A 26,278-nucleotide genomic window follows, 5' to 3' on the forward strand; every position below is an offset into this window, starting at 1 on the left:
ATTGATCCCCGGTAACTGTAAAGTGATGAGTTGAATATAATGGAATGTTCATGTAAACTGTACAAAGGATTTCTGAAAAGAAGGGGTTACTATTGAAACTTATACGTTTTAAAAAGGCGCATGAGAAAATTGCTATGGGTTTTTTATCGTATATCCCTAGCGAAAAAATGTTGCGTAAACTACAAGAAACCATCCAACTATATCTTTGTGATGAGGATTGGCAGCTATTTCTTTATAAAGAGTCAGAGGATTATATCGGATTGATTGGTGTAGAGGTACATGAACACGATAAAACCTACACCATTCAGCATATTTCGGTCAATCCATCTTTTCGTAGCGAAGGAATTGGCTATGATATGGTAAAAGAACTGGCGCTAATCTATCCCGGCTATCAATGTCAAAGTACTGATTTCACTGAGCAGTTTATAGAAAGATGTAAACGAAAAGAAGAAGGCGCAGATATTTAACTGCTGCCCTTCTTCTTTTCTTCGCGTTGAATGAGAATATCAGACCGATCTCTTTGCATATGTTTATGAATGACAGATGCGCTGTTCTTCGGAAGAAGTGAAATCGTCGGCTTGGCTTTTTCAGACAGTTCCAGAAGTGCTGGTGAAATCGGCAGAATGAATGGAGTAAAGATTGCATCGCCTTCAAGACGGTCCAAGCTGTCTTTCAAGTGGTTGATCAGTTGATTCACTGCTACCTCTTCTTTGTAGACGCTGTATTCAATCGGCATTTGTTGAAAACGATGAAGTGCTTTTGTCAATGTGCGAGCCGCACCTGTTAAGTTGCCTCTGCGCCAATGGTATAATCCAGTAGCCATAAGAATATAGCCGGTCAAGGGATGTTCTTTCGAAAAATCCTCTTGCATTTTCCAATATTCTTCTAGCACTTCGTGGCATTCGAAATAATCTTGATTGTCGTTGAAATACACAATAAAATGTAGAAATAGAGGATGAGAGTAAGGATGCATCCTAAATCATTCCTTTCTGTTAAGGTAGGTAGTTAAAATGGGTTATAGTGTGAAATTAGAAGTTTTTGAAGGGCCGCTAGATTTATTATTGCATTTGATCAATCGATTGGAGATCGACATTTACGATATCCCCATGGCGGAATTGACACACCAGTACATAGAGCATCTATATGCGATGCGCGTTCTCCAATTAGACGAACTAAGTGAGTATCTTGTATTGGCGGCCACTCTCCTGGAAATTAAAAGTAAAATGTTGTTGCCGGTCAATGAAGAGGAAGCATTTGACGATGATTTCGACTATGAGGAAGAGGACCCTCGTGAAGAGCTCATTGCCAGATTGATTGAGTACCGGAAATACAAAGAAGCGGCGAATGTATTGCGAGAATCTGCTGCGGATCGCGATGAGCATTTCACGAAAAAGCCTGAAGATCTATCGGGCTATGGAGAACCGCCAGTTCAGGAATCAGAAGATCCGTTAAACGTCTTTGATTTAATCGGTGCTTTCCAAAAGATGCTTCATAGAAAAAAACTTCGCTTGCCCCTAACAGCGAGTATAACAAAGACAGAGCAATCTGTCGGGGATAAGATGTCTGTCATTATGAGTAAGCTGGAGACTTGTGGCGGTGAATGCGAGTTTCATGCGCTTTTTGAGACCGAAACTACAGCAGAATTGGTGTTGACATTCCTATCACTGCTCGAACTGATGAAACTTCAGGAAGTTACAGTTCGACAAAGCAATAATTTCGAAGAGTTGCTAATCTCATTGATTCAAGGAGATGTATAAATTGGAAATAGAATCACAGCTCTTGAGCATGACGGAGAGTTTTTTATTTGTAGCAGGTGAGGAAGGACTGACTCTTACTCATTTGGCTGCTTTATTGGAACGTAATGAAGATGAGACGCTAAAAATACTAACTGCTTTGCATGAGGACTATGATCAGGACTCGAAGCGAGGCATCACCTTGAAAAGTTATGGCGGCAGCTACCGATTGGTGACGAAAAGTGAATTGGCAGATGAGATCAAGAAGATGTTGGAGAATCCGAAGCCTTCAACATTTACTCAAGCAGCATTGGAAGTTCTTGCGATCATCGCATATAAACAGCCGGTTACAAGGGTTGAAGTAGATGATTTGCGGGGTGTGAAATCTGAACGGGCCCTGCATTCATTGACAGGTAAAGGTTTTGTGGCGGAAGTTGGGCGAATGGAAGGACCGGGAAGACCGATTTTATACGGTACGACGGATTTTTTCCTCGATCGTTTTGGTCTTGCGTCTTTAAAAGAATTGCCGCCACTTTCTTTGGAAGAAGAAAAGGAGCAGGAAGATCCAGACTTATTTATGACAAAGTTTCAGGAAGCATTCTCAATTCAAGACGAAGGAGGAATTGACGCTTGAGAAAGTCTTCAGTCATTGTTTTGTTGTTGTTGGGATTCGTGCTATTCGCTTCACCCCAAGCTGCAAGTGCGGCAGGATCAGCTTGGGCAGTGATCGACGCTGAAAACGGCAGACTGCTAAAAGGAGAGAATGAACATCAACCCTTGCCTATTGCGAGTCTAACGAAGATGTGGACGGCCTATACATTTTTGGAGTCGCAATCGGAAAGTCAGGAAACAATCATTTCAAAAGAAGCGGCGTCTGCAGAAGGTTCATCAATCTACTTGGAATATGGCAGCGCTATGCAAACGGACGATTTACTCTATGGACTGATGCTTCGTTCAGGGAACGATGCTGCTCAAGCACTAGCTGAACATGCGGGCGGGTCTGTAGAAGGCTTCGTTCACTTGATGAATGAAAAAGCGCAAAGCCATGGATTAGAACAAACCTATTTTACAAACCCATCCGGCCTACATGATGATCGACATTTATCTTCAGCGTACGATACGGCTAAAATGCTTTATTATGCGATGGAAAACCCGAAATTCCGGAAGATTGCTACTACGACGAATTATCCATTTGAGACGGAACACGGCAAAAACAGCTGGCAGAATAAGCACCGTTTGCTGCTATCCGAACCTACAGCAATTGCTGGCAAAACGGGCTTTACAAAGGTGGCCGGTCGAACATTAGCTACGTATTTCGAAAAAGATGGTAAGTCCGTTATTGTTGTAACGTTAAATAACGGAGACGACTGGAAAGTACACAAACATTTATCGCAACAAGCGTTTTCCGAATACCAAAACCATACCATCGCAAAAAAAGGACGCTATCAAATCTTCCCTCATATGACCGCAAAACTAGATACTCCCATTAAATTACTCGTATCAAAAGAAGAGAAAAAACACCTATCCAACGTTTTACAAATACCCCAAACCGAAGAAACTCAAAAAAAAGGTTTCTGGTCGATTTACTTGGACACAGAACCGATCAAGACAGTAGCGGTCGATATCGAAACGGAAAAGTGAATTGAATACACACAATTTCGAAGATTGTCCTGTCTAGGTCAGTCTTCTTTTCATTTACCGCAAAGTGTGACATAATTTTTTCAGTATCAATTAAAGTAGAATAAGTTAGGTATGTCGTTTTTTACCGACCTTCATACAGAAGTAACAACGCATCATCTACACGCAGAGTTCTATTTAGGTAACATCAAGGAGGAAACCATGGAAAGATTACAAAAAGTATTGGCGCAGGCCGGCATCGCATCTAGAAGAAAGGCAGAAAAACTCATAGTTGACGGCTTGGTCAAAGTAAATGGCAAAGTCGTGACGGAACTTGGAACAAAAGTTAGCAGAATGGACACAATTGCAGTAGAAGGTGTTCAACTGACAAAAGAATCGCCTGTCTACTACTTACTCTATAAACCACGTGGCTATATTTCCACTGTACAAGATGACAAAGGACGCAAAACAGTAATTGACTTAGTACCGGAAGTTAGCGAACGGATTTTCCCTGTCGGCAGACTGGACTATGACACGTCGGGCGTGTTGTTGCTGACAAATGACGGAGATTTCTCTTATTTGATGACACATCCGAAATTTGAGATTCAAAAAAGGTATGTCGCAAAAGTTAAAGGAATCCCTACGCGAGAAAATCTTAAAAAACTAGAGACAGGCATTGAGCTGGAGGATGGTAAAACAGCGCCTGCTCAGGTGAAAATGACAACTGTCGATAAAAAAACCAACTCTGCGATTGTAGAGATCACCATTCATGAAGGACGCAACAGACAAGTCCGCCGAATGTTCGATGCGATTGGCTGCCCTGTGCAGAAGCTAAAGCGTGAGCAGTTCGCCAATTTGACGACACGCGGGCTGAATGCAGGAGAAGCGCGAGAATTGACGACCCATGAAATTAAACAACTGCGTGTTCTTGCGGAAACCGGGAAGATCGGCTAAGAAAGCCTCAAAAGTTCACAAACCTATCACTAGTGCGACGTCAACTGAATTTGCGTTTTGGTATAATAGCGATTGGAACGTATTTACGACGGGAGGTATTATGATTGGCCAAGAAAAATAAAAAACAGATCAGGCTAATTAGCAGGACAGTCCTTCTATTAATTATGGCAGCCATCATTGTATATGCGATTACTTCAAAAGACAGAGTGAAGGTCTTAGCAGAAGGGGACAAGGCTCCTGACTTCGAGCTTGTAGATCTGGAAGGAAATGCACATCGTCTATCGGATTATAAAGGTGAAGGTGTGTTTTTGAATTTCTGGGGAACTTGGTGTCCGCCATGTAAGAAAGAAATGCCTCATATGGAGGATATGTACAAAGATTTTGAAGCAAAAGGTGTACATATACTGACAGTCAACGTAGGAGAGCCGAAAGTAAAGGTAGAACTCTTCCGAGATGACTTGAACCTCTCATTCCCGATGTTATGGGATAAGAATAAAACAGTAATGGATCTTTACAACATCAAACCGCTGCCTACCACCTTCTTGATTAATCCCGAAGGCAAGATTACGAAGATTATTAAGCAAGGGATGAGTGAACAGCAAATAAGGGAATATTTAGAAAGTATTCAACCAAAGTAAGGAGTTTGTTACTCAATGAGCAATATTAAATGCCAATGCGGTCATGAAAACCCTTATGGTACGGAACTTTGTGAGAAGTGTGGGCGTCCTTTGTCTGAAAAGGCAAAGAAAAGTGACATAGTGGATATGCGATACGAAGGATCTTCCAGAAGATCCCAGACGTATAAAAGTTCGATTGTCGATAAAATATGGAACTTTTTCTCCAGTGTGAAGATTGGTGTCAGTATAATTGTAGCTGTACTGGCTGCTTCAGCGATCGGAACCATTTTTCCGCAGAAATTCTACGTCCCCGCTACAACGGATGCCGAGTATGCGGAATACTACGAACGTCTATATGGTGTGGTAGGAAAGATTTATTATCAGCTCGGCTTTTATGATATGTACAATAGTTGGTGGTTTAAAGTACTGATTGTCATGCTGGCAACTTCAATTATCATTGCGAGTATTGACCGTGTGGTACCTTTATATAAATCACTGAAAAAGCAACGTACACGTCGCCACCCATCCTTCATGAAGCGCCAGCGTATTTATGGAGAAGGGGATGTAGAAAACACGGAAGAGACTCTTGCCAAGGCAGAAGAGAAGTTGAAAGAACTGCGCTATAACGTGAAAACAGAAAATGGTGCTATTTTAGCAGAAAAACATCGTTTCTCACGTTGGGGCCCTTATGTAAATCATACTGGTTTGATCATTTTCTTTGCGGGAGTTCTATTGAGAGGGATTCCTGGCTTCTACGTCGATGAAGCGATGTGGCTGCGTGAAGGGGAAACGCGTAATATTGTAGGAGCGCCTGGCTATGTACTCGAAAACCGAGGATTCATTTTAGAGAATTATACGAAGGACGAAGCTGAAGAAGTTTTCGGTGAGGCTCTAGATAAAGTGGGCTCGATTGTAAAGACGTATCAGACAGATGTCACCCTTTACAAAGAAAAAGAAGGCGCATTACCGGGGAGTGACGACCTCGAAAAAATGCAGGATTATTCTATTGTAGTCAACAAGCCGTTGAAATTTAATGGCTATAATGTTTTCCAGATGGACTATAAGCTGAATGAATTGAGTACCATGACTTTTCATTTGGTGAACAAATCAACGGAAAAATCATTAGGCGAGTTCACAGTTGATTTGAGTAAGCCTGAAAAAGAGTATGATCTTGGGAATGGTTCGTCCGTTAAGATGATTGGATTCTATCCGGATTATGACGGAGTGAAGGACGGTGAACCATACTCTAAATCGCCAGTTCCGAATAATCCAGCGTTCATTTTCCAAATGAAGACACCGGATAAGCCGGAAGGTGAAAGAAGTTTCGTTGCGATTCGCCAAACGCTGGAAGTGGAAGAGAACGATTATGCCGTTAAATTTGCTTCTGCTGAAACACGTAACATATCAGGTTTAACGATCCGAAAAGACAAAACGCTCTATATTTTGCTATTGGGTGGTCTGATCTTCATGATTGGTGTCATCCAAGGATCTTATTGGCAACACCGCCGGATTTGGGTCCAAAAAGATGCGGAAGGTCATATATTGGTTGCGGCCCATACGAATAAAAACTGGTTCTCTTTACGAAAAGATCTGGATAAAGTTCGAGAGTCTGCCGTCTTGCCTGCTTATATAGATCGTCAAGATCCTGAATTGGACAAGCAAGAACAGGAAGGGGACGAAGAGTAATGGATTTAGTTGCTGTCAGTAGTAACTTGTTGTTTGTATCATTTGTTTCTTATTTAGTGGCGACATTATTTTTTGGCGGAGCCATCAAAAAATCGAAAACTGAAAAGGCCTACCATAACAGTAAGTGGGGAACGATTGGATTAGTCATTACAATTATTGGATTCCTTGCTCACTTAGGCTATTTCTTTACGAGATGGGCCGCATCAGGCCACGCACCTCTCAGTAATATGTTTGAGTTCACGACTGCATTCGGGATGATGCTCGTAGGGGCATTTATTCTGTTATATATTATATACCGGACACCTTCGCTTGGGTTATTTGCTTTGCCGATTGCGATTATCATTATTTCATACGCAACGATGTTCCCGAGAGAAGTTACTCCGCTAATCCCTGCATTGCAGAGTAAATGGTTGTTCATCCATGTAATTACAACGGTTATTGGTGAATCAATACTAGCAATCAGTGCTATAGCAGGCCTTGTGTTTTTAGTGAAAAATATAGATATGACAAAGAAATCTAAACAACGTTTTTGGATTGAAGCTGTTATGTATACATTAATACTTGTACTTGGTTTTGTCGTAACATCCACGACATTCAAGGTAATGAATTATGAAGCAGAATTTACGTATATTGATAAAAATCAGGCACCTGCTGAAATTACGTATCATGTTCCTCCGTTATTCGGAATGAATGAATACGAAGCGATGACGCCGGATACTATGACTCCTTGGATTGAGATGCCGCCAATTGTAAACGCACAAAAGTTATCCTCTCTTGTCTGGGCCGTTGCGGTAGGTTCTGTGCTTTATCTGTTATTACGTTTAATTGCACGCAAACCAATCGCCGCAGTATTCCAACCGCTTGCAAAGAAAGCGAACTCTCAGCTGATGGACGAGATCGGCTATCGTTCAGTCTTAATCGGTTTCCCTGTCTTCACGCTCGGTGCATTGATTTTCGCAATGATTTGGGCGCATGAAGCATGGTCACGGTTCTGGGGCTGGGATCCGAAAGAAGTTTGGGCGCTCATCACTTGGTTATTCTACGCTGCATTCCTTCACCTGCGTTTGTCTCGCGGTTGGGAAGGAGAAAAATCAGCATGGCTGGCAGTGATCGGTTTCGTGATCATTATGTTCAACTTGATTGCAGTTAACTTGATTATTGCAGGCTTGCATTCATACGCGTAAGCTTAGACTGCATGGCAAAACTTGTCATGCAGTCTTTTTATCTGAATTCAGATGAAAACTCTCACCTCTATTGTATGTAAGATGTATGTGAATTTATTACTGAGCGGTAGGTATTCAGACGCCTGCTGAGCTCAGTTATAGCTTCCGGCAGATGTCATGGATTTTTAATGGATCATTATGAGTGCGCTCGAAAGAATCCGGACGCAATTACGCCGAGGCGTAATTGATTTCTTTTAAACACTAGAAATTGTACAATGGACATAGAAGATTGTCGAAAGGGGTAATGATTTGTGGAAGAAACAGTGAAATTATTAGTAGTGGATGATGAGGATCGGATTCGCCGACTGCTGAATATGTATCTATCTCGCGAAGGTTATGAAATCGACGAAGCGGTGGATGGAGCAGAAGCTTTGGAGAAAGCGTTTGCTGAACAGTATGATTGCATATTGCTTGATGTCATGATGCCTGAAAAAGATGGGTTGGAAGTGTTGGCAGAACTGCGTGAACATAAGCAAATGACACCTGTCATTCTTTTGACTGCAAAAGGTGAAGAATCCGACCGTGTAGGCGGATTTGAAAGCGGTGCGGATGATTATATCGTCAAGCCATTCAGTCCGAGAGAAGTGGTACTGCGTGTTAAAGCGATGCTTAGAAGGTCGGTTTCTTTCCCGAATGTTTCATCGTCTACCACATCGAAAGATTTAGTCGTATTCCCTCAATTAACAATCGATCACGATGCACACCGTGTAACGGCGGAGGGTAAAGAAGTGAATTTGACGCCGAAAGAATATGAATTGCTCTATTTCTTGGCGAAATCTCCGGATAAAGTGTTCGATCGCGAGCAGTTATTGAAGGAAGTTTGGCACTATGAGTTTTTTGGAGATTTGAGAACGGTAGATACGCACGTCAAACGCCTTCGAGAAAAGTTAAGTCGTGTATCTGAACGGGCAGCCAAAATGATCGTCACCGTCTGGGGCGTCGGTTATAAGTTCGAGGTTCCGAACGAATGATTAGAATATGGAATTCAATTGTCGGGAAGCTATGGGCCACCATATTGCTTCTCGTTTCATTTGTCCTGTTTATCGTGACATTGCTTCTGCTGGAGTTTCTGGATAATTTTCATACGAAACAAGCAGAAGAATCCTTGCAGAGGGAAGCTGCCACCATCAGCAAAATTGTCAATGATCATGAAGGACAAACTACGAGTTCCATGCATTTGATCATAGAAGACATACTGGACACCGAGACCAATGCGATAATAGTGGGTCAAGAAGGGCAAATTCTTTATTCGTTCCATACGGCTGCAAGTAAAGAAGAAATTGAAAAAAAATTGTTATCTGAACGAAGTCTTTTTGAATCACCGGAAGTTGGCGATCAGATTGTAAAGGAAATGATCCTTCCATCTTTAGACGAAGACGAAGTAATGGGGCAATATTTGATTCTTTCTTATCCTTATGAACAATTTTCAGGAGAAAAAGCAAGTGTCCTCATGTACCAAAGTTTGGACGCAGTACACCGCACGACGAAAAGTACAACTAATATTGTATTCTTATCAGCATTCATTGCATTCATACTAACTACATTTTTTGCCTTTTTCTTATCGACACGGATTACGCTGCCGTTACGGAAAATGAAACAAGCTGCATTCGAATTGTCCAAAGGGAATTTTGATACTCATTTGCCAGTTGCACAAAACGATGAAATTGGTCAACTCGCAACAGCATTTAATCAAATGGGACGTCAATTAAAATACAATATGGAGTTAATCAAACAGGAGAAAGAACAATTATCCAGTATTCTAACTTCCATGACAGATGCAGTTGTTACGTTTAATCAGGATTATTCGATATTGCTGAAGAATCCACAAGCCGAGCTGTTATTAAAAAAATGGTATGGCTACAATGAGAAAAAGCATCATCCTCTGCCAAAGGAAGTCTTCCATATGTTGGAGCATGCGATCTCATTTTCGGAGGAAGTGGAAGATGAGCTTGAATTAGGTGGACAGTTCTATGTCATTTCCATCAGTCCTCTCTATAGCGAAAATAATATTCGAGGTGCGGTCGCTGTATTTCGGGATATGACGGAACAGCATAAATTGGATAAATTGCGTTCAGACTTTATTGCCAATGTCTCCCACGAATTACGGACTCCTATTTCAATGTTGCAGGGGTACAGTGAAGCGATTATTGACGATGTGGTCAGCAGTGAGGAAGAACGCATGGAAATGGTTCGAATTATTCATGATGAATCCAAGCGAATGAGTCGCTTGGTGACAGACTTGCTGGACTTGGCAAGAATGGAATCGGGTCATATCCAGTTGCATGAGAACCCATTGCCGATCTTCGAATTTATGAATCGTATGGTAACAAAATTTTCTCAAGTAGCAAAAGACGCGCAAGTGAATCTCACCTTAAATACAGAAGAATCATCAAATCTAGTTATACTTGCCGATGAGGATCGCCTTGAACAAGTATTTACCAATTTGATTGATAATGCGATTCGTCATACACCTAATGGAGGTGAAGTGACACTAGGAATCCATCGATCGAATGGGATGCTTGATCTGTCGGTTTCTGATACAGGCGTAGGGATTCCTGAAAAAGACTTACCATTTGTCTTTGAACGTTTTTATAAAGCAGACAAAGCGAGGACGCGAGGTAAAGGTGGGACAGGTTTAGGTTTGGCTATCGCAAAAAACATCATGGATGCACATCACGGATCAATTTTGGCGAAACATGGAGATGAGAAAGGAACCGTCTTCATTTGCTCACTTCCATTTGATTCTCCAAAGAATTGAAACCTTTCCTCAAATGAATCGACTACTATAATAGAGCGAGGGGATTAAATGGATGATTCCGTTTTCCTGCGATTGTACGAAGAATATAACCGAGATGTATTTAATTTTTTGATCTATTTGACTCGTAATCGAGACATAGCCGAAGATTTAATGCATGAAGTATATGTTCGCGTACTGAAATCATACAGCAACTTCGAAGGAAAAAGTTCAGAGAAAACATGGCTGTTTGCAATTGCGAAAAATGTCTCGATTGATTATTTCCGTAAACAAGCAACCATGAAGAAGCATACAGATCTTCATTTCGATTGGGAAACACAGGAATTGGTTGCACACGATCTCCTGCCTGAGCAACTTATCGAATCGGATGAAGAGAAACGACTAGTTTTGGAAGAATTGCATAACTGTACAGGCGATCAGAAAATGGTCATTTTCATGCGGTTCTTCCAAGACCTCACGATTGCTGAAACTGCAGAAGTTTTGGAATGGACAGAGGGTAAAGTAAAAACTACCCAGCATCGTGCAGTAAAGGCTTTGAAGGAAAAGGTAGAAGCACGTTCGGTGAGAAAGGGGCGATCAAATGAGTAATGATAAGTGGAATGAAGAAAAAATTGAAACTACATTACGCGAAATGCCTACGATTTCAGATCACCGCTCTAAAGAAGATGTACTAGCAAGACTTAAGAAAGATCCGAGAGTAAAAGAAGAACTCCAGCCAAAGAAGAAGCGAATGAAAGCAAAATGGCAGCCGGTTCTTGTGGCCGTTGCAGCGATTTTATTGCTCAGTATTTTAGTGCCGACGTTTCTCAATCCATCGAATCAAGTATCGATGGATAAAGCAGAACCGGTGGATAATGCGGACCCTGCTCCGGCATCACTGGAAGAAAATTCAGAATCAACCGAGTCAAGTCAAGATATGGCGACATTCTCTAGAGCTTTACCGACGGCCCCGCATTATGCCGTCTATCCGTCTGACGTAGCTAAACAGAAGGCTTTTCATATAGGTCTGGCGACGAATCAGGCAACGGTTGTACCTGTGACCTTCCTTATACCGAATGAGTTGGTAGAAAGTGATTTAGGAACGATACAGCCGGATGCTGTTGCACTTTACAATATGTATGCCGGAAAACTAGATGAGGAATCACTCGGCTTCACTGAGTATCACCCGTTTAACGCGGTGATTTCATCGAATGAAAAACAAGTATGGATGAAATTTGCTGCAGATCATTCGTACGACATGGCGAGCGCTACGCTAGAGATGTTGAATCAAGCCGTTCAAGATACGTTTTACGGATTTGATGAAGTCAAATTTCTTCGAGAAGACGGATCGCCTATTGTATTTGATCAGATCGGTGAAGCGAGCAAACCTATTGTGCTGAAAGGCTCTAAATCGCAACAAGCCTATTATCGATTCACTCAAGAAAATGGGGAAGAGTTGCTTTCTTCGAATTTCGGTAAATCCTTTAAATCGCCACAAGAAGCTTTGTTGAGCATGAAGAAAAAGCCGAATGACATTTATTCTAGTGTCGTTCCAGAAGGCGTAGATTTTAAAGTCTCGGAAGACAAGGAAGTGCTCCATGTGGAATTTAGTGATGTATTAGATTTGGATAATATGCAAGTGGAAGAGGCTATGCAATTAATCGAAGGTATTTTATTGACTGCTGCAAGCTTTGATCGACAAGTACAGTTCGATCAAATAATACAAGAGCAATGGCAGGATTTTGATTTTACACAGCCGCTGCCGAAACCAATTGGAGCGAATCCGAAATTCCTTATTCTCAAATAATTCTGTTTTGTAGACTCAAGTAGTTTACAAAACAGTTTTTTTTAGTTACAATAGGAATATAACATAATATTGATTCATCTTCGGGGCAGGGTGTAATTCCCGACCGGCGGAAATAAAATAGTCTTCTATTTTTAGCCCGCGAGCTTAACAGCTGATTCTGGTGAGATTCCGGAGCCGACAGTATAGTCTGGATGGGAGAAGGTGAAGGTGCAGCCATCTTTTTGTGTACGCAAAATGATGCTTGTTTAAACTCGGATAAATCCTTGAAAATTTATCTGTTATTAACAGTGCATTTAACTCTCCCTAAAGCGATTTGCTTTAGGGATTTTTAGCGAAGCAGCAGATGAGCAAGCCTTTCCTCTTTTGAAGTGAATCGCAAAAGGAGAGAGGAACAAATGAAAAACATGAAGTTACGCAAGTTAATTTTGATTGCTGTTTTAGGAAGTATATCCACCGTTTTAATGCAGTTTAACTTTCCATTGCCTGCATTGCCTGGATTTCTGAAGTTTGATTTCAGTGAAGTTCCGGCTGTCGTCGCAATCATGACAATGGGACCAGTTGCTGGGATCGGTGTGGAATTATTGAAGAATATCATGTATTGGTTTTTATCCGGTAGTCCAACGGGTGTTCCTGTAGGTGAAATTGCAAACTTTGCAACAGGTGTCATGTTCATCATGCCGATTTATTGGATCTACATGAAATATCGAACGACAAAAGGGCTGGCGGCAGGTTTGATCGCAGGTACAACAGCAATGGCGATTGGTATGAGTGTATTGAATTACTTTGTGTTTTTCCCGATGTACACTTATTTCCTTGGTATGCCAGCTGTAACAGGTGATGCACTTTATAAAATGGTCATTTTAGGGATCTTGCCATTCAACCTCATTAAAGGTGTCATATTATTGGCGATTTCGTTGATGTTATATAGAAGTATGGAGAAGTGGATTCTCCAGCAACAGAAGAAGTTATTAGTTTAATTAAACAAACGGCAGTTTCTTTTTAAAAAGGGGCTGCTGTTTTATTTTTTGATTTGGTGCTCGTAACATGGTAAACAATGTTGGATTACAAAGTTTAGTTGTTATACCAATAGGTTTTAAATTGTCTAACCAAAAAACGATAAACCTTAATCCCCCGAGGTTTATCTCTAAAGGTAAAGGAGCCAAGGGTATATGAACAGTCCAATTTAAGAATCCCCAGCTTTCTAAGTTAATTAATTTTAATTGGGGGATATACAATTGAATAAAAACTTCATTTTACTCATAACAGGGCAGTCACTTGCAAGTATTGGTGATGTTCTGTATATGGTTGGCATTATAAGCACGATTTTTGCGTTAACAGGATCTGCAACGGCTGCGTCCTTTGTGCCTTTTACAATTACGTCCTCGATGTTTTTATCGAGTCTTTTGACACCTCTAGTAATAGGTAAAGTTAATTTGAAGTGGTTACTGACTGGATCACAATTGGGAAAAACAGGCCTGATCGTAGTACTAGGACTATTTTTAAGTGGGATATCAGGAGCAAATTATTATTTGGTGTTTCTCGTCATCTCTGGCATTGCGTTCCTTGACGGATGTGCTAATCCGATAAAACTAACCATGATACCGCAGTACGTAAAGCCAGAAAGATTAGTTCGAGCGAACGGTGTAGCTGAAACGATATCCCAATTCATTCAAACGGTGATGTGGTTTGTAGGCAGTTTATTTTTGATTTTCATGGATGCACAGCAGTTAATTTGGGTTGTTAGTCTCATGTTTGCACTATCAAGTATCATGATGTATTTATTGGATAATGTAGAACGTCGGAGAGCGAAACAGGAAAGAAAGCTCGATCGGATTAAAGTTGGTTGGAAAACCTTGTTTGATGTCCCTGTATTACGGAAAATAGCATATATGGAAGTCTTGGAAACCGTGGCTGCTACAGTTTGGATTGCCGCTATTTTGTATGTGTTTGTCAGTGATGCACTGCACGTAGACGAAAAATGGTGGGGCTTCATCAACGGCACCTTCTTTTTAGGGCTAATAATCGGAAGCATCTATTGCATAAAATACTCTTCTCTAGTCGAAAGAAAGCTTGCCAAAATAATTTTCATTGGCTCTTTATCTAGCTTTTTTATAACTATATTATTTAGTGCAACCAGCAATCCGATGATTGCTTTATTGTTGGCAGTTGGAATTGGTTTATTCGGGCAGTTAAAGAGCATTCCTCAACAAACAGTAATTCAAACCAGCGTAGCGAAGGAAAAGTTGTCTACTGTATATACATCTTTGGGGGCGATTTCAACAGGGATATTCGGAATATCCTCTCTTGGTATGGGTATTCTGGCAGATTTATTTGGGGTCAGGAGTGTTTTTCTTGTTTCGGGACTAATGCTTGCTATCGTCACGTTGATTGTATATAAGAATAAGCATTTGTTTGTTCGGAACATAATGGAATAGTATTTTAACATGTGGGTTTGTTGTTTTACGAACCCACATTCTCACTTAGTTAATTAATTTAATATCTTCTGCAAAGAGTGCTATAGCTAAATGAAAATTGTGCCATCAGATCATTTATCAACTTACAGATGATAAATTAGTAAGTCACATTATTTTACTAGGAGGAGCTCCCATGAATCTTGGAACTGAATATTTGAAAGTTGTGCAGGAAAGGTTTAGAAGTGTTAAAGATCTTGGAGATAAGACGATAAATCAATTGACAGAAGACGACATTCATTGGAAGTTAAACGAAGCTTCCAATAGTGTTGCGGTTATAGCCAAGCATTTAAGCGGAAATATGATATCTCGATGGTCGGACTTTTTAACTTCGGATGGAGAAAAAACCTATAGGAATCGTGATCAGGAATTTGTGGATCATGTTTTATCGAAACAAGAATTAATAATAGTTTGGGAAAATGGTTGGAATACTCTATTCGGCACATTACAAGATTTAGATGATAAAGATTTAGTAAAGAAGGTAACAATTCGTGGTGAAAGTCATACGGTGCTAGAAGCGATTGAAAGGCAAATGGCTCACTATGCTTATCATATAGGGCAGATAGTTTATATTGGTAAGCAGTTAAAAGGGGACATTTGGGAAAGCCTTAGTATCCCCAAGGGAGCGTCTGAAGAATACTTACAGGAAAAGCTGAAAAGGCAAGAGTCATAAAGTTCTTGATACTTCACGTCATATCCCGGCCACAATCCAATGTACTTTAATTGTTTAGAAACATATTCTTTTTATAACAATCAAAAAACAACACATCCTGCGTTCGGAAGTGTTGTTGTTCATGAATCAATCTTCATATTTTAATGGATCGCCTTCAAAAGGAGCATCCGCAATTTTAATTGAATCAGTTGGACAGCCATCGAACGCATCTTCGAGATCTTCCATCAGTTCTTCTGGAACTTCAGTGTTTCCCATGTTATCATCTAAAATAACAAACGCGATTCCCTCGTCGTCATAATCATAGATATCCGGTGCAGCAGCCCCGCATGCACCGCAAGCTATACATGTATCCTGATCGACAATTGTGTACTTTTTGCTAGACATTGTCTTTCTCCCTTCTTCCATTCACTCAACCTATTTTGCATCTACTCTATTCTAAAGCTGTTTTCATCACTTTTCAACAATAAAACTCTATTTCTTCGGGAGGAAGCGTAATTGGTTTTTATTTCAATCTTATTAACGATGTTTCAGCGCCTTCATGGCGAACGATCTGCACAAGGAGTGTATCATATTCTTCGCGGCAAAAGATCCGGGCAAACATTGCAGGATGTCGAAAACTATCAATTGAAACCATTTTATTCGTTATTTCCAAACCTATCAACCGATGGTTATCGTCGACAAATTGAACGTTTGATAGCAGAAGGTTTAATACGTATTGAAAATCAAGTCGTTTACGTTACAGATAAAGGCCGCAAGAATATGCTGCATGCGCCATGGCGTTTCAATGGGTGGGAATACCGTGGCGGAGAAAGGGAATTCGTTAAGCGGCTGGCACTTACTGTACAAACATTATCGTATATTCGGACCGGGCAGACAATGTTTGCGCCGATACAAAAGGAGTTGCATATACAGCAATTCGTCAAAGAATTCCTTCGCAGACAGACGGTATCGGTGGATGAACTTGCAAAAAGAGTACATAAAGAATTGGTACAGATTCTATCTGAAGCGAATCTGACCGATCTGCAACGAACGATTCTTTCATATAGGTTGACTGGTGTGCAATTGACGGCTTATACATGGGAGCAAATAGCGGAAGCGCTGAATTCGCCTGTCACAAGTGTTCAAATCTATTTCCTGGAAAGCTTACATATCGTACTAGATTTCATTGAAGAACATGAGGACATGCCTTTAGTGAAAAGCTTGGCTGTAGGGTGCAGAGTGGAGAACTATTTGACGCAATCTGCAGAACGATCGCGTAAATTGGTTCAACAAGGGTATTCTATAGAGCAGATTGCTTCGCTGCGCAATCTGAAACTCAGTACAATAGAGGATCATATGGTGGAAATGGCTGCAAATGTAAAAACTTTTCCGTATGAAGAATTTGTCACCGCTGAACAGATCCAGAAAGTTTGGCAGCAAATTGACCGGTTGCAGACAAAACGATTGCGTGTATTAAAAGAGCGGTGTGCGGAACTATCATATTTTCAGCTTCGGTTAATTATCATCCATGGAAAGCGGGTGGACAGTTGATGGACATACAAGACGTTTTACAGCAAAGGTTTGGCTATGTTGCATTTCGGCCCGGACAGGAAGAAGTGATCCGTCATATTGTAGCTGGCAGGGATGCGGTCGCGATTTTTCCCACCGGGATGGGCAAGTCACTTTGTTATCAACTTCCTGCCTACGTAATGGATGGCGCAGTAGTCGTAATCTCCCCACTGGTTGCATTAATGGAAGATCAAGTCGCTAATTTACGTAATCATAAAGAAAAAAGAATTGTTGCGATAAATTCATTTTTATCGAGACAAGAGAAAGAATTGGCTCTGAATACATTGCATCAGTATAAATTCATTTTTCTGTCACCTGAAATGCTTATGCAAACAGCGGTTCAACAATTGATCGAGCAATTGAACGTGGCGTTTTATGTAGTGGATGAAGCACACTGTATATCGGAGTGGGGATTCGATTTTCGTCCGGATTATTTGCGGATGAAAGAAATTTTCGCAGGATCGAAAAGGGCACCTGTTTTAGCTTTAACCGCGACGGCAAGTGAAAAGGTAATAGAAGATATCACGTCTTATCTGCAGCTCAATCAACCGCATATCGAACGTCAGCCGATCGATCGGCCTTCTATATCTTATCGTGTATTGCATTTAGAAAATCAATTGGCGAAAACAGACTGGATCATTGAAAGATTGTACGTTACGATCGGTCCAGGCATTATCTATGTCGCTTCTAGAAAGCGAGCGGATGAATTGGCGGCGGTCCTGCAAGAAAAAGGGATCCGGGTGGCGAGTTATCATGGAGGCAAGGAACAAGATGAACGTTCCATCATTCAAGAACAGTTTGTACAAGGTGACCTAGAGTGGATTTGTGCAACCAATGCGTTTGGGATGGGAATCCATAAAGACGATATCCGTCAAATTATCCACGAGCATTTACCGGCTACTCCATCCGCTTATGTACAAGAGGTAGGCAGGGCGGGACGCGATGGAGAAAAAGCAGCAGCAACACTTCTTTACAGTGAAAGAGATATACAAAAATTGAAATTCATCGTTTTTGAAGACTTGCCTGACGAACAACAAATCCGTTATTATCATTCATTGATGCAGACGGGGGTAAGTGGATCGCTTGCGATTGAACAATCCGGACTGACAGAAGTGGCGGCCCGACTGCTGGATTATTATTTCGAGCAGTTTGACGAGGAAAATGTCATTCGTCAAATTCGTCAAATCTTTCAAGTGAAAGAACGACAAATCGCGGACATGGAGAGATTTGTGAGAAGTGAAGATTGTTTAAGAGAAAAGCTTCTCAGTTATTTCGGTGAAAAATCTGCTACAACTTTCGATTGTTGTTCACAATGTCAGAATATCGCCGATGAATGGCTGGTTAGGACGACAGTTGAACAAAAACGTTCGACTAAATTGGATTGGAAAGAAAGACTGCATCAATTACTAGGCTAAGCCTTCTGTCCTTATTTACTTTTCCGACAAAATTCGGCATAATGGAAGTATGAATACGTTCGGATGATGTCTATTTCTTGATAGTTTTGAGAAATGAATTACATCACATAATTGGAACTGACATTATGAGATGTGAAGGAGAAGTTGCATATGAAAAAAGATGACTATGAACTGGATTTTGAGCAAAATCGTAAAGAGATTACTATAGAAAAAGAGTCTGATAAACTACCTTCTCGTTCAGAAATTCATAGAAAGAAAAAGAAGGAGAATCAGAATCGGACGAAGTTAATTAATATTCTTCTTGCTATATTTACGTTAATACCGATTGTGATTTTAGTATACGTTTTATCCGATTTATATTCGCCTGCCGTCCCGAACCAAGTGCCGGTCGAAAAATCGAAGGTTTCAGTCAGCAATAATTCCGTTGCAGATGGCAATTTGACCGGAGTTGCTAAGGGAAATGAAGAGCAACCGGCAGAAACAAAAAAACCAAATGCGGATGCTGCTAAAAAGCCTGCAGTCGAAGTAAAGCCTGAAAAGCCGGTGGAGAAACATAAGCAGCCAGCCAAGCAACCGGAGCCGAAACCAGAAGCAAAACCAAAACCAAAACCTGAAGCAAAGCCAAAACCAGTGGAAAAGCCAGCACCCAAGCCGGTGGAGAAGCCTGTGGAAAAACCGGCGCAAAATAAACCTGCTACGGGTGTTAGACATCATGTCGTCAAACCGAACGAGACGCTGTACCGTATTTCTGTCAATTATTATGGAAGTGGCGCTCATGTTCAGAAGATTCAACAGGCGAACGGCTTATCGTCCAATAATATAAGTGTGGGGCAGACACTTGTGTTGCCTTAGGTTACGTACAATTGAGCAACATTTTATGACTTTTATCTAAAAATTGATATGATAATGATGGTTTTTTTACTAATATTTTAAAAGCAAAGTGGATGCTTTGCTTTTTTCTATGGGAGCTGTGTGATGAAAAGGTATCAAACGACTTTGTTATCCGTCTTAATGTCTGGCGCTGGCCTGCTGGCATATATGTTTTCACTCGCACATCGGAACAGAGTGTTGACGCACACAGTTGCTTTAGAAGGCGCAACTGCCAAGAAGTTGACGGTTTTTTTTATTTCTGATATTCATAGGCGCCGGCTTTCAAACGGGCTGATAAATAAACTTCGTACTTTTCCTGTTGACGCAGTCATTGTAGGAGGAGATGTGGCTGAAAAAGGAGTGCCGCTTTCTCGTGTAAAACGAAATTTTCAACTGTTGGCCACGGTTGGTCCTCTTTATTATATTTTCGGAAACAATGACCAAGAGGTGGGAACAGAGGAGCTCTTGAAAATCATTGAAGAGTCAGGCGGAGTGACGCTTGTCGATCAAACGATACGTATTCCAGGGCATCCGACATGGGGACTATGCGGATTGGAAGACCCTTCAAATGGTACAGTTGATGTCGATCAGGCAGTTGCCTCGACAATTGGTTTTAAACATCTCATTTTAGCAGCCCACAATCCTTCTCTATTTCGTAAGATTGAAGGGCGTATGAAGCCGGATCTCATGTTGGCTGGCCATACGCATGGGGGACAAATCCGTTTAGGTAAATGGGGATTGCAAGATTTAGGTGTTTTTCAAAAAACAACAAATGGTGCCAAGTTGATTAGTAATGGTTTTGGCACTACGATGGTGCCATTACGGCTTGGTGCCAAACCTGAATGTCATGTAGTGGAAATACATTACTGAGCAGATGGGGTAAGGAGAGTAGATTTCATGTATTCTGTTGACGCAGTAATTGTCGGCGGCGGTCCGTGTGGCTTATCCGCAGCAATCGAATTACAAAAAATAGGGTTGTCCGTAATTGTCATTGAAAAAGGAAATATCGTTCATTCCATTTACAATTATCCGACCCACCAAACATTCTTTAGTTCCAGCAGCAAATTATCGATCGGCGATATTCCATTCATTACGGCGATTGATAAACCAAAGCGAAATGATGCATTGGTGTACTATCGCACGGTGGCTCAACTTAAGAATTTGCGAATCAATAGCCACGAACGAGTAGAAAACGTTCAAAAGCAAGGGAACGGATTCATTGTCCAGACTGATAAAGCGACATATGAAGCTTCCTATGTAGTGGTGGCAACGGGTTATTACGATCAACCGAACAGTCTGAACGTCAAAGGTGAAGAGTTGCCGAACGTTTATCATTACTTTAAGGAGGCCCATCCTTATTTTAATAAAAATGTTGTTGTGATCGGCGGCAAGAATTCAGCCGTTGACGCGGCTTTGGAGTTGCAGCGAGCAGGGGCGCATGTTTCGGTTATTTATAGAAAAGACAGCTATTCAGCGAGTGTAAAACCATGGATTTTACCAGGGTTTGATAGTTTGGTGCGAAATGGACAAATTCAAATGTATTTTAATGCGTGTGTCACGGAGATTACGGAGACGGCTGTAACCGTCACTCAGCAAGGAAAGACGTTTGATTTGGCAAGTGATTACGTCTTTGCGATGATCGGTTATCATCCGGACCATCCTTTTTTACGCAGAATAGGTATACAAGTGGACGAAGCGTCAGGACGTCCGATTTTTAATGAAGAGACGATGGAAACGAATGTGGAAAACCTTTTTATCGCAGGTGTGATAGCTGCGGGCAATAATGCCAATGAAATATTTATCGAGAATGGCCGCTTTCACGGCGGGATGATTGCAGCAGCGATCAAACAACAGAACGAATGAGAAAGCCGCCGGACTGAAAAACGTCCGGCGGTTCTTTAGTAGGAGAACTATAATACTAGAGTGCTGCAAGTAGGTTTTGTGATACACTAGCGTCATGGGGAGGCGCCTATGTTTATTCTACTTACTGTCGCGATTGCGCCAGGGCTAGCACTTTTCAGTTACTTATATCTCCGAAAGCAAATCGCAAAAGAGCCATCGCGAACATTGTTTCATGCGTTTATGTATGGAGCTATTATGACTTTTCCGATTTTGTTCATTCAGCACGTTTTTGAAGAGGAACATGTATTTTCTAATGAATTTTTACGTAACGTTTTATTTACTAGTAGTTTAGAAGAGTTTTTCAAATGGATCATCATTTTTATCCTTGTATACAAAATCATTGATTTTGAGGATGCGTACGACGGAATTTTGTATGGCGCTAGTGTTTCGCTAGGTTTTGCCACCGTTGAAAATATTTTATATCTTCTTTCATTCGGACTGGACACAGCATTTATCCGTGCGTTGCTGCCCGTATCGAGTCATGCTTTATTTGGCGTTGTGATGGGCTATTATTTTGGTAAAGCCAAGTTTTCGACAGAATCCGAAAAAGGCAGATGGGTTTGGATTGCCTTTTTAGCTCCGTTCACGCTCCACGCATTCTATAATGCAATCTTGTTCTTATATGACTATTGGCTATATTTAATGATTCCTTTTATGCTGTTCCTTTGGTGGTTTGGTTTGACTCGTGTGAAATATGCCCATACATTTGCGATGCAACAATTTAGAAAGAAAATAAATGCAAAACCAGAAAATCCGTCTACTTAGGCGGATTTTTTATTTTTTATCATAAAATTTAAAGCATTGGACAAACTAGAACAAAGCAGAAAAATTTGGAGGTGGATGTTACATGAAGCGAGTTGCTGTACGCTTCCTATTTTTACTCATCGCCGGTGTAATGGTTCTTTCATTATTTGTCATTCAAACGGAAGCATTCAGTGCGCGTGACTTGGCAAAAGGTGCTAAAGGCGATGATGTTATTGAATTGCAAGCAAGGCTGCAGTACATCGGATTTTATCATGGTGAAATTGATGGCAACTTTGGTTATGGAACATACTGGGCATTACGGAACTTTCAAGAACAATATGGCATGCCGGTAGACGGTATTGTTGGTAAAAACGTCAAGAAGAAGTTGCAGGGAATCTCCGATTACGATGAGAAGTATGTCAAAGGGCAAATTGCAAAAGGGAATCAATTTACGTATTATGGCGGCCAGCCTTTAGAGGCGCAAGTCAAGAAAGGCAGCAAACCGCAGAAACAAATGCAGACACCTGCGAAATATTCGGATCAGGATATAAAGTTATTGGCCAATGCGGTTTATGGGGAAGCACGGGGGGAGCCTTATGAAGGGCAAGTTGCGGTGGCAGCTGTAATTTTGAATCGGATTGAACATGCTGATTTCCCAGATACCGTCGGGGGAGTTATTTTCCAACCAGGAGCCTTTACCGCTGTATCAGATGGACAAATTTGGCTGACCCCGAATGAAAGGGCAAAAGAAGCTGTCATCGATGCGATCAATGGCTGGGACCCATCTGAAAATGCGATTTATTATTTCAATCCAATTACAGCAACGAGTAAGTGGATCTGGTCACGACCGCAAATTAAGAAAATCGGACTGCACATATTTTGTAATTAAAGGAAAGGAGGGCGAGGCGACGATATGAAAAGAATGCTCTTTATTATGACCTATTCATTCATAGTACTCGGGATTTATGCCTTTGGTAAAACTCAAGAGACCGAGCAATTATCGGTGGCTTTAAATACACAGTATTCAAAAAGTATTTCGGACGCTTCACAAAAGCTAGGCGAACTTGAAGAATCGGTTAAAAAATCATTGCTGTTTGAAGACGAAAAAAGCTCAGCTAAAGAGCGAGAAGATGTTTGGCGACTGTCGTCGGATATCAAAGCTTCAATAGGTGCTCTTCCTGTGAATGAGAGCTTTTCAACTTCTTGGATGAACTATTTAGGCCGTCTCGGGAATTATGCGAAAGAATCTACGGAGCAGGGCAATAAAGATGATTATTATGCTGTCATGAAACGGGCTTCGGATAACTTGGATGAACTCTCAAGTGAGTGGCAAGTGGCTACTTCTGATTTATTATCAGGCGATATGACCATGCAGCATTGGGAGAATAAACTTGGCAGTAACGTCGAGGATGAAGGTAATTGGGGTAAAATGGGGGCATCCATCAAACAATACGGAGAAGCTGTATTTCCTTTGACGGCAAGTGAGTCGGATGCGCAAAAGAAAAAAGAATTACGTAATATTAAAGACCATAAAATTACAGAAGATGAGGCAATCGAACGATTTAAAAAGCTTTTACCTGAAGTCTCGAATGATGTAATTGCTGCAGAGAAAAGCAGAAAAGGAGCACCCTATCCTTTTTATCACATTCGTTTTTCCGAAAATTCATCAATCGGATATATTGACATCACCCAAAAAGGCGGACATATCTTATCGTATTTGGTAGAACGTCGAATGGGAAAACCAACAAAGTCATTTGAGGAATTAAAGAAAATGGCTTCGGAGTTCCTAGATAAGGCGGATTACAAAGACGTTGTATTGGAGGAGTCCAGGGAAAATGATGTGGCATGGCATTTTGTTTTCGTCAGGGTAAATCCAGATAACAATGCAAAAGTATTTTCCGATCCGATCCATATTAAAATGGCGAAGGATAATGGGGAAGTATTAGGTATGGATACATCTGAATATATTCGTAAAGAAACACTAAAGCCGCAACCCATCCGGGACGTGAATTGGAAAGAGTTTTTCCGAACGGGCGTAAAGGTAATGGAAGAAGAGCTTGCATATGTTGAAAATCAGCAATTAGAGCAACGTTTGACTCATTATCTTACAGTCGTTTCCAATGATAAAAAACCAGAGACCTATAAAATTGTAGTGGATACGGACACATTAGAAGTAATTAAAACCGAAAAACAATAAGAAATAGATTGGAAAACTCTTCACCGCGTGACATAATAGTATCAAAAGTAACTATTGGCAGGTGGAGAGATGAAGTTAACAATTGGTACGGTGTTGACGATTGAGAAGGATTACACAGAGGAATCCGAGAAGTTTAAATCCCGTGTTGTAGATATCGAAGAAGATCACACTCATTTTATGATGGACTATCCAATTAGTATGGAGACAGGGAAAACGGCTTTCTTTATTGATGGCACCCAGTTATTGATCACATTTGTTGATGACCTCAAAATGTCCTATGCATTTCGTACCGAAATTCACAGCAGGATGAATCGAACAATTCCGATGTTAAAACTGAAATATCCTGGAGATAAAGAACTGATCAAGATTCAGAGGCGTGAATTTGTCCGGGTCGAGACATCATTGGATGTAGCCTTACAAGCTGATTCAGAATCGTTGCAATTGGTTTCATCCGACTTGAGTGCAGGCGGGTTGGCAGTCAATATGAAAAATCATGAGTATTTCCCCCAACAAACAGAGTTGGATTTGATGATTGTACTTCATTTTTCCAAAAATGAAATCAAATATATTTCCTGCAAGGCGAAGGTCGTAAGAAATTGGGAGCAGGACACTCGCCGGCTAAGCTCTTTAAAGTTTGAAGAAATTGATGAAAAAGATCGCCAGCATATCATTCGGTATTGTTTTGAACGTCAATTAGAGTTGCGTAATTCTTAAGGAAAAGTCTATCTTCAAAAGACTTTTCCTTTTTGCATATGGTACAATAAAGGCGAAAATGGAGGGGTTTTTAGCATGACTGGTGGAATGAGAATTGCAATCGACGGACCTGCGGCAGCCGGTAAAAGTACAATTGCTAAATTAGTGGCGAGAAAATTAGGATACACTTATATCGATACAGGAGCGATGTATCGGGCCATCACGTATAAAGTACTTCAAAATGCCGTGGATCCACATGATGAAGAAGCCATCGCTCAACTTGTGGGACAAGCAGAAATTGAGTTGCAACAAGGTGAGCAAGCGCAAAAGGTAATTTTGGACGGTCGCGATGTGACGGAGGTCATTCGTTCACATGAAGTGACTTCCCAAGTTTCCGCAATTGCGGCACTTACGTCAGTTCGTCAACTTTTAATGAAAAAACAACAGAACTTAGCAAAAGATTCATCTGTCGTAATGGACGGCAGGGATATCGGCACGTCTGTGCTGCCAGATGCGGAATTGAAGATCTTCATGACGGCATCCGTGGAAGAAAGAGCAGAGAGACGTTTATTAGAAGAAAAGCAACGGGGCAATACAGTGGATTATGAAACATTGAAAGGAGAAATATCAGCGCGAGACAAGGCAGATAGCGAACGCGAAATTTCTCCATTAAAAAAAGCGGAAGATGCGATTATAATTGACACAACGGGGAAAACAATAGAAGAAGTGACAAATAGTATCGTTGAATATGCCGAAAAGAGGTTAGCTCGATGAACTTATATCCTTTAGGCAAATTTTTGATCAGTACGATTTGTTATCCACTTTATCGAATTAAAGTAATTGGCAAAGAAAAATTCCCTAAAGAAGGCGGGGTGCTTTTATGCACCAATCATATAGATAATCTTGATCCGCCTGTAGTCGGAATCACTTGCCCGAGAACGGTTCATTTCATGGCGAAAGAAGAACTGTTCAAAAAGCCGATTCTCAAGTCCGTTCTGCCGCAAGTACAAGCGTATCCAGTGAAAAGAGGCATGAGCGACCGTGACGCCTTCCGGACGACGATCAAATTACTTCGTGATGGGAAAGTTGTCGGCCTATTTCCTGAAGGTACAAGAAGCAAGACAGGGGAGCTCGGTAAGGGGTTAGCGGGAGCAGGTTTCTTTGCCTTAAAAGGAGGCGAAGCAAAAGTAGTACCTTGTGCAATCATCGGACCGTATAAAGCTTTTTCACAACTGAAAGTCGTTTATGGCGATGCAATTGATATGACGCCTTTTCGCGAAAGAAAAGCTTCTGCTGAAGAAGTGACAGAAGCGATTATGGCAGAGATCTCCAAGTTGATAGCGCAACACAAATAAAAGAATAAGTGCAATTTTTTGTTTTTAAGTGTAGATTCG

28 protein-coding genes and 1 riboswitch are annotated in these 26,278 nt (G+C 41.1%); of the genes, 26 read left to right on the forward strand and 2 right to left on the reverse strand.

Features of this window, described 5'->3' with window-relative positions:
* The first annotated feature begins 92 nt into the window (after nucleotides 1-92).
* Nucleotides 93-467: a GNAT family N-acetyltransferase gene (locus MKY93_RS06830; RefSeq protein WP_009497181.1), complete on the forward strand. Its 375-nt coding sequence runs from the start codon at nucleotides 93-95 to the stop codon at nucleotides 465-467.
* Here MKY93_RS06830 and MKY93_RS06835 read toward each other — a convergent pair.
* Entirely contained in the window at nucleotides 464-973 is a 510-nt protein-coding gene (locus MKY93_RS06835) for a DUF309 domain-containing protein (RefSeq protein ID WP_340758608.1), read from the reverse strand. The two genes, MKY93_RS06830 and MKY93_RS06835, sit on opposite strands and share 4 nt — an antisense overlap.
* Before the next feature lie 37 nt (nucleotides 974-1,010).
* Between MKY93_RS06835 and MKY93_RS06840 the strand changes: the two genes are divergently transcribed.
* The 14 genes from MKY93_RS06840 (at nucleotide 1,011) to MKY93_RS06905 (ending at nucleotide 15,515) form a co-directional block, all read left to right on the forward strand.
* Entirely contained in the window at nucleotides 1,011-1,757 is a 747-nt protein-coding gene (locus tag MKY93_RS06840) for a segregation/condensation protein A (protein WP_340758609.1), read from the forward strand.
* Nucleotides 1,750-2,367: an SMC-Scp complex subunit ScpB gene (gene scpB, locus MKY93_RS06845; protein ID WP_078816438.1), complete on the forward strand. Its 618-nt coding sequence runs from the start codon at nucleotides 1,750-1,752 to the stop codon at nucleotides 2,365-2,367. Before MKY93_RS06840 ends, scpB begins: the two co-directional genes overlap by 8 nt.
* Entirely contained in the window at nucleotides 2,364-3,374 is a 1,011-nt protein-coding gene (locus tag MKY93_RS06850; RefSeq protein WP_078816439.1) for a D-alanyl-D-alanine carboxypeptidase family protein, read from the forward strand. Before scpB ends, MKY93_RS06850 begins: the two co-directional genes overlap by 4 nt.
* 198 nt (nucleotides 3,375-3,572) lie before the next feature.
* Nucleotides 3,573-4,304 (forward strand): pseudouridine synthase, encoded by a 732-nt coding sequence (locus MKY93_RS06855; protein WP_078816440.1) that lies wholly within the window; start codon nucleotides 3,573-3,575, stop codon nucleotides 4,302-4,304.
* Nucleotides 4,305-4,408: 104 nt separating this feature from the next.
* Nucleotides 4,409-4,942: a thiol-disulfide oxidoreductase ResA gene (gene resA, locus MKY93_RS06860; RefSeq protein WP_078816441.1), complete on the forward strand. Its 534-nt coding sequence runs from the start codon at nucleotides 4,409-4,411 to the stop codon at nucleotides 4,940-4,942.
* Nucleotides 4,943-4,957: 15 nt separating this feature from the next.
* A complete protein-coding gene (gene resB, locus MKY93_RS06865) occupies nucleotides 4,958-6,607 on the forward strand; it encodes a cytochrome c biogenesis protein ResB (protein ID WP_340758610.1) in 1,650 nt (549 codons plus the stop codon).
* Nucleotides 6,607-7,791, forward strand: coding sequence for a c-type cytochrome biogenesis protein CcsB (gene ccsB, locus MKY93_RS06870; RefSeq protein WP_340758612.1), 1,185 nt, complete (start codon nucleotides 6,607-6,609; stop codon nucleotides 7,789-7,791). The genes resB and ccsB overlap by 1 nt, the downstream gene beginning before the upstream one ends.
* A gap of 290 nt (nucleotides 7,792-8,081) precedes the next feature.
* Nucleotides 8,082-8,801: a response regulator transcription factor gene (locus tag MKY93_RS06875; protein ID WP_078816444.1), complete on the forward strand. Its 720-nt coding sequence runs from the start codon at nucleotides 8,082-8,084 to the stop codon at nucleotides 8,799-8,801.
* A complete protein-coding gene (locus MKY93_RS06880; RefSeq protein WP_078816445.1) occupies nucleotides 8,798-10,588 on the forward strand; it encodes an ATP-binding protein in 1,791 nt (596 codons plus the stop codon). Before MKY93_RS06875 ends, MKY93_RS06880 begins: the two co-directional genes overlap by 4 nt.
* Nucleotides 10,589-10,636: 48 nt before the next feature.
* Nucleotides 10,637-11,173 (forward strand): sigma-70 family RNA polymerase sigma factor, encoded by a 537-nt coding sequence (locus MKY93_RS06885; RefSeq protein WP_221836756.1) that lies wholly within the window; start codon nucleotides 10,637-10,639, stop codon nucleotides 11,171-11,173.
* Nucleotides 11,166-12,371, forward strand: a complete 1,206-nt coding sequence (locus MKY93_RS06890) for a GerMN domain-containing protein (RefSeq protein ID WP_340758613.1) — start codon at nucleotides 11,166-11,168, stop codon at nucleotides 12,369-12,371. Before MKY93_RS06885 ends, MKY93_RS06890 begins: the two co-directional genes overlap by 8 nt.
* 72 nt (nucleotides 12,372-12,443) lie before the next feature.
* Nucleotides 12,444-12,578, forward strand: a riboswitch (FMN riboswitch).
* A gap of 188 nt (nucleotides 12,579-12,766) precedes the next feature.
* Nucleotides 12,767-13,348, forward strand: a complete 582-nt coding sequence (locus MKY93_RS06895; protein WP_340758614.1) for an ECF transporter S component — start codon at nucleotides 12,767-12,769, stop codon at nucleotides 13,346-13,348.
* Nucleotides 13,349-13,600: 252 nt separating this feature from the next.
* Nucleotides 13,601-14,806 carry an MFS transporter gene (locus MKY93_RS06900; RefSeq protein ID WP_340760916.1) on the forward strand — a complete coding sequence of 402 codons (1,206 nt, stop codon included), beginning with the start codon at nucleotides 13,601-13,603 and terminating at the stop codon, nucleotides 14,804-14,806.
* 172 nt (nucleotides 14,807-14,978) lie between these two features.
* Nucleotides 14,979-15,515 carry a DUF1572 domain-containing protein gene (locus MKY93_RS06905; protein WP_040758184.1) on the forward strand — a complete coding sequence of 179 codons (537 nt, stop codon included), beginning with the start codon at nucleotides 14,979-14,981 and terminating at the stop codon, nucleotides 15,513-15,515.
* Nucleotides 15,516-15,641: 126 nt separating this feature from the next.
* On the opposite strand, the gene MKY93_RS06910 is transcribed toward MKY93_RS06905, so the two are convergent.
* Nucleotides 15,642-15,899, reverse strand: a complete 258-nt coding sequence (locus MKY93_RS06910) for a ferredoxin (protein WP_078816451.1) — start codon at nucleotides 15,897-15,899, stop codon at nucleotides 15,642-15,644.
* Nucleotides 15,900-16,010: 111 nt separating this feature from the next.
* Here MKY93_RS06910 and MKY93_RS06915 point away from each other — a divergent pair, with 111 nt between their 5' ends.
* The 11 genes from MKY93_RS06915 to MKY93_RS06965 all read left to right on the forward strand — a co-directional run bounded on the left by MKY93_RS06915 (nucleotide 16,011) and on the right by MKY93_RS06965 (nucleotide 26,239).
* Nucleotides 16,011-17,045 (forward strand): helix-turn-helix domain-containing protein, encoded by a 1,035-nt coding sequence (locus MKY93_RS06915; protein ID WP_078816452.1) that lies wholly within the window; start codon nucleotides 16,011-16,013, stop codon nucleotides 17,043-17,045.
* Nucleotides 17,045-18,478, forward strand: a complete 1,434-nt coding sequence (locus tag MKY93_RS06920; RefSeq protein ID WP_340758615.1) for a RecQ family ATP-dependent DNA helicase — start codon at nucleotides 17,045-17,047, stop codon at nucleotides 18,476-18,478. Before MKY93_RS06915 ends, MKY93_RS06920 begins: the two co-directional genes overlap by 1 nt.
* A 150-nt stretch (nucleotides 18,479-18,628) precedes the next feature.
* Nucleotides 18,629-19,330, forward strand: a complete 702-nt coding sequence (locus MKY93_RS06925) for a LysM peptidoglycan-binding domain-containing protein (protein WP_340758616.1) — start codon at nucleotides 18,629-18,631, stop codon at nucleotides 19,328-19,330.
* Between the two features lie 123 nt (nucleotides 19,331-19,453).
* On the forward strand, nucleotides 19,454-20,218 hold the full coding sequence (locus MKY93_RS06930) for a metallophosphoesterase (protein ID WP_078816455.1): 765 nt from the start codon (nucleotides 19,454-19,456) through the stop codon (nucleotides 20,216-20,218).
* Between the two features lie 27 nt (nucleotides 20,219-20,245).
* Nucleotides 20,246-21,211 (forward strand): YpdA family putative bacillithiol disulfide reductase, encoded by a 966-nt coding sequence (locus MKY93_RS06935; protein ID WP_078816456.1) that lies wholly within the window; start codon nucleotides 20,246-20,248, stop codon nucleotides 21,209-21,211.
* A gap of 108 nt (nucleotides 21,212-21,319) precedes the next feature.
* On the forward strand, nucleotides 21,320-22,015 hold the full coding sequence (gene prsW / locus MKY93_RS06940) for a glutamic-type intramembrane protease PrsW (protein ID WP_078816457.1): 696 nt from the start codon (nucleotides 21,320-21,322) through the stop codon (nucleotides 22,013-22,015).
* 82 nt (nucleotides 22,016-22,097) lie between these two features.
* Nucleotides 22,098-22,883: a spore cortex-lytic enzyme gene (gene sleB / locus MKY93_RS06945; RefSeq protein WP_139365914.1), complete on the forward strand. Its 786-nt coding sequence runs from the start codon at nucleotides 22,098-22,100 to the stop codon at nucleotides 22,881-22,883.
* A gap of 24 nt (nucleotides 22,884-22,907) precedes the next feature.
* Entirely contained in the window at nucleotides 22,908-24,191 is a 1,284-nt protein-coding gene (locus MKY93_RS06950) for a PepSY1/2 domain-containing protein (protein ID WP_340758617.1), read from the forward strand.
* Nucleotides 24,192-24,260: 69 nt separating this feature from the next.
* Complete coding sequence (locus MKY93_RS06955; protein WP_221836772.1) at nucleotides 24,261-24,905, forward strand: flagellar brake protein; 645 nt, start codon at nucleotides 24,261-24,263, stop codon at nucleotides 24,903-24,905.
* A 75-nt stretch (nucleotides 24,906-24,980) separates the two neighbouring features.
* On the forward strand, nucleotides 24,981-25,658 hold the full coding sequence (cmk, locus tag MKY93_RS06960) for a (d)CMP kinase (protein WP_078816460.1): 678 nt from the start codon (nucleotides 24,981-24,983) through the stop codon (nucleotides 25,656-25,658).
* Entirely contained in the window at nucleotides 25,655-26,239 is a 585-nt protein-coding gene (locus MKY93_RS06965; RefSeq protein WP_078816461.1) for a lysophospholipid acyltransferase family protein, read from the forward strand. Before cmk ends, MKY93_RS06965 begins: the two co-directional genes overlap by 4 nt.
* Nucleotides 26,240-26,278 lie beyond the last annotated feature (39 nt).

It is taken from the genome of Sporosarcina sp. FSL W7-1283 (genome assembly GCF_038003105.1).
Lineage (GTDB): Bacteria > Bacillota > Bacilli > Bacillales_A > Planococcaceae > Sporosarcina > Sporosarcina newyorkensis.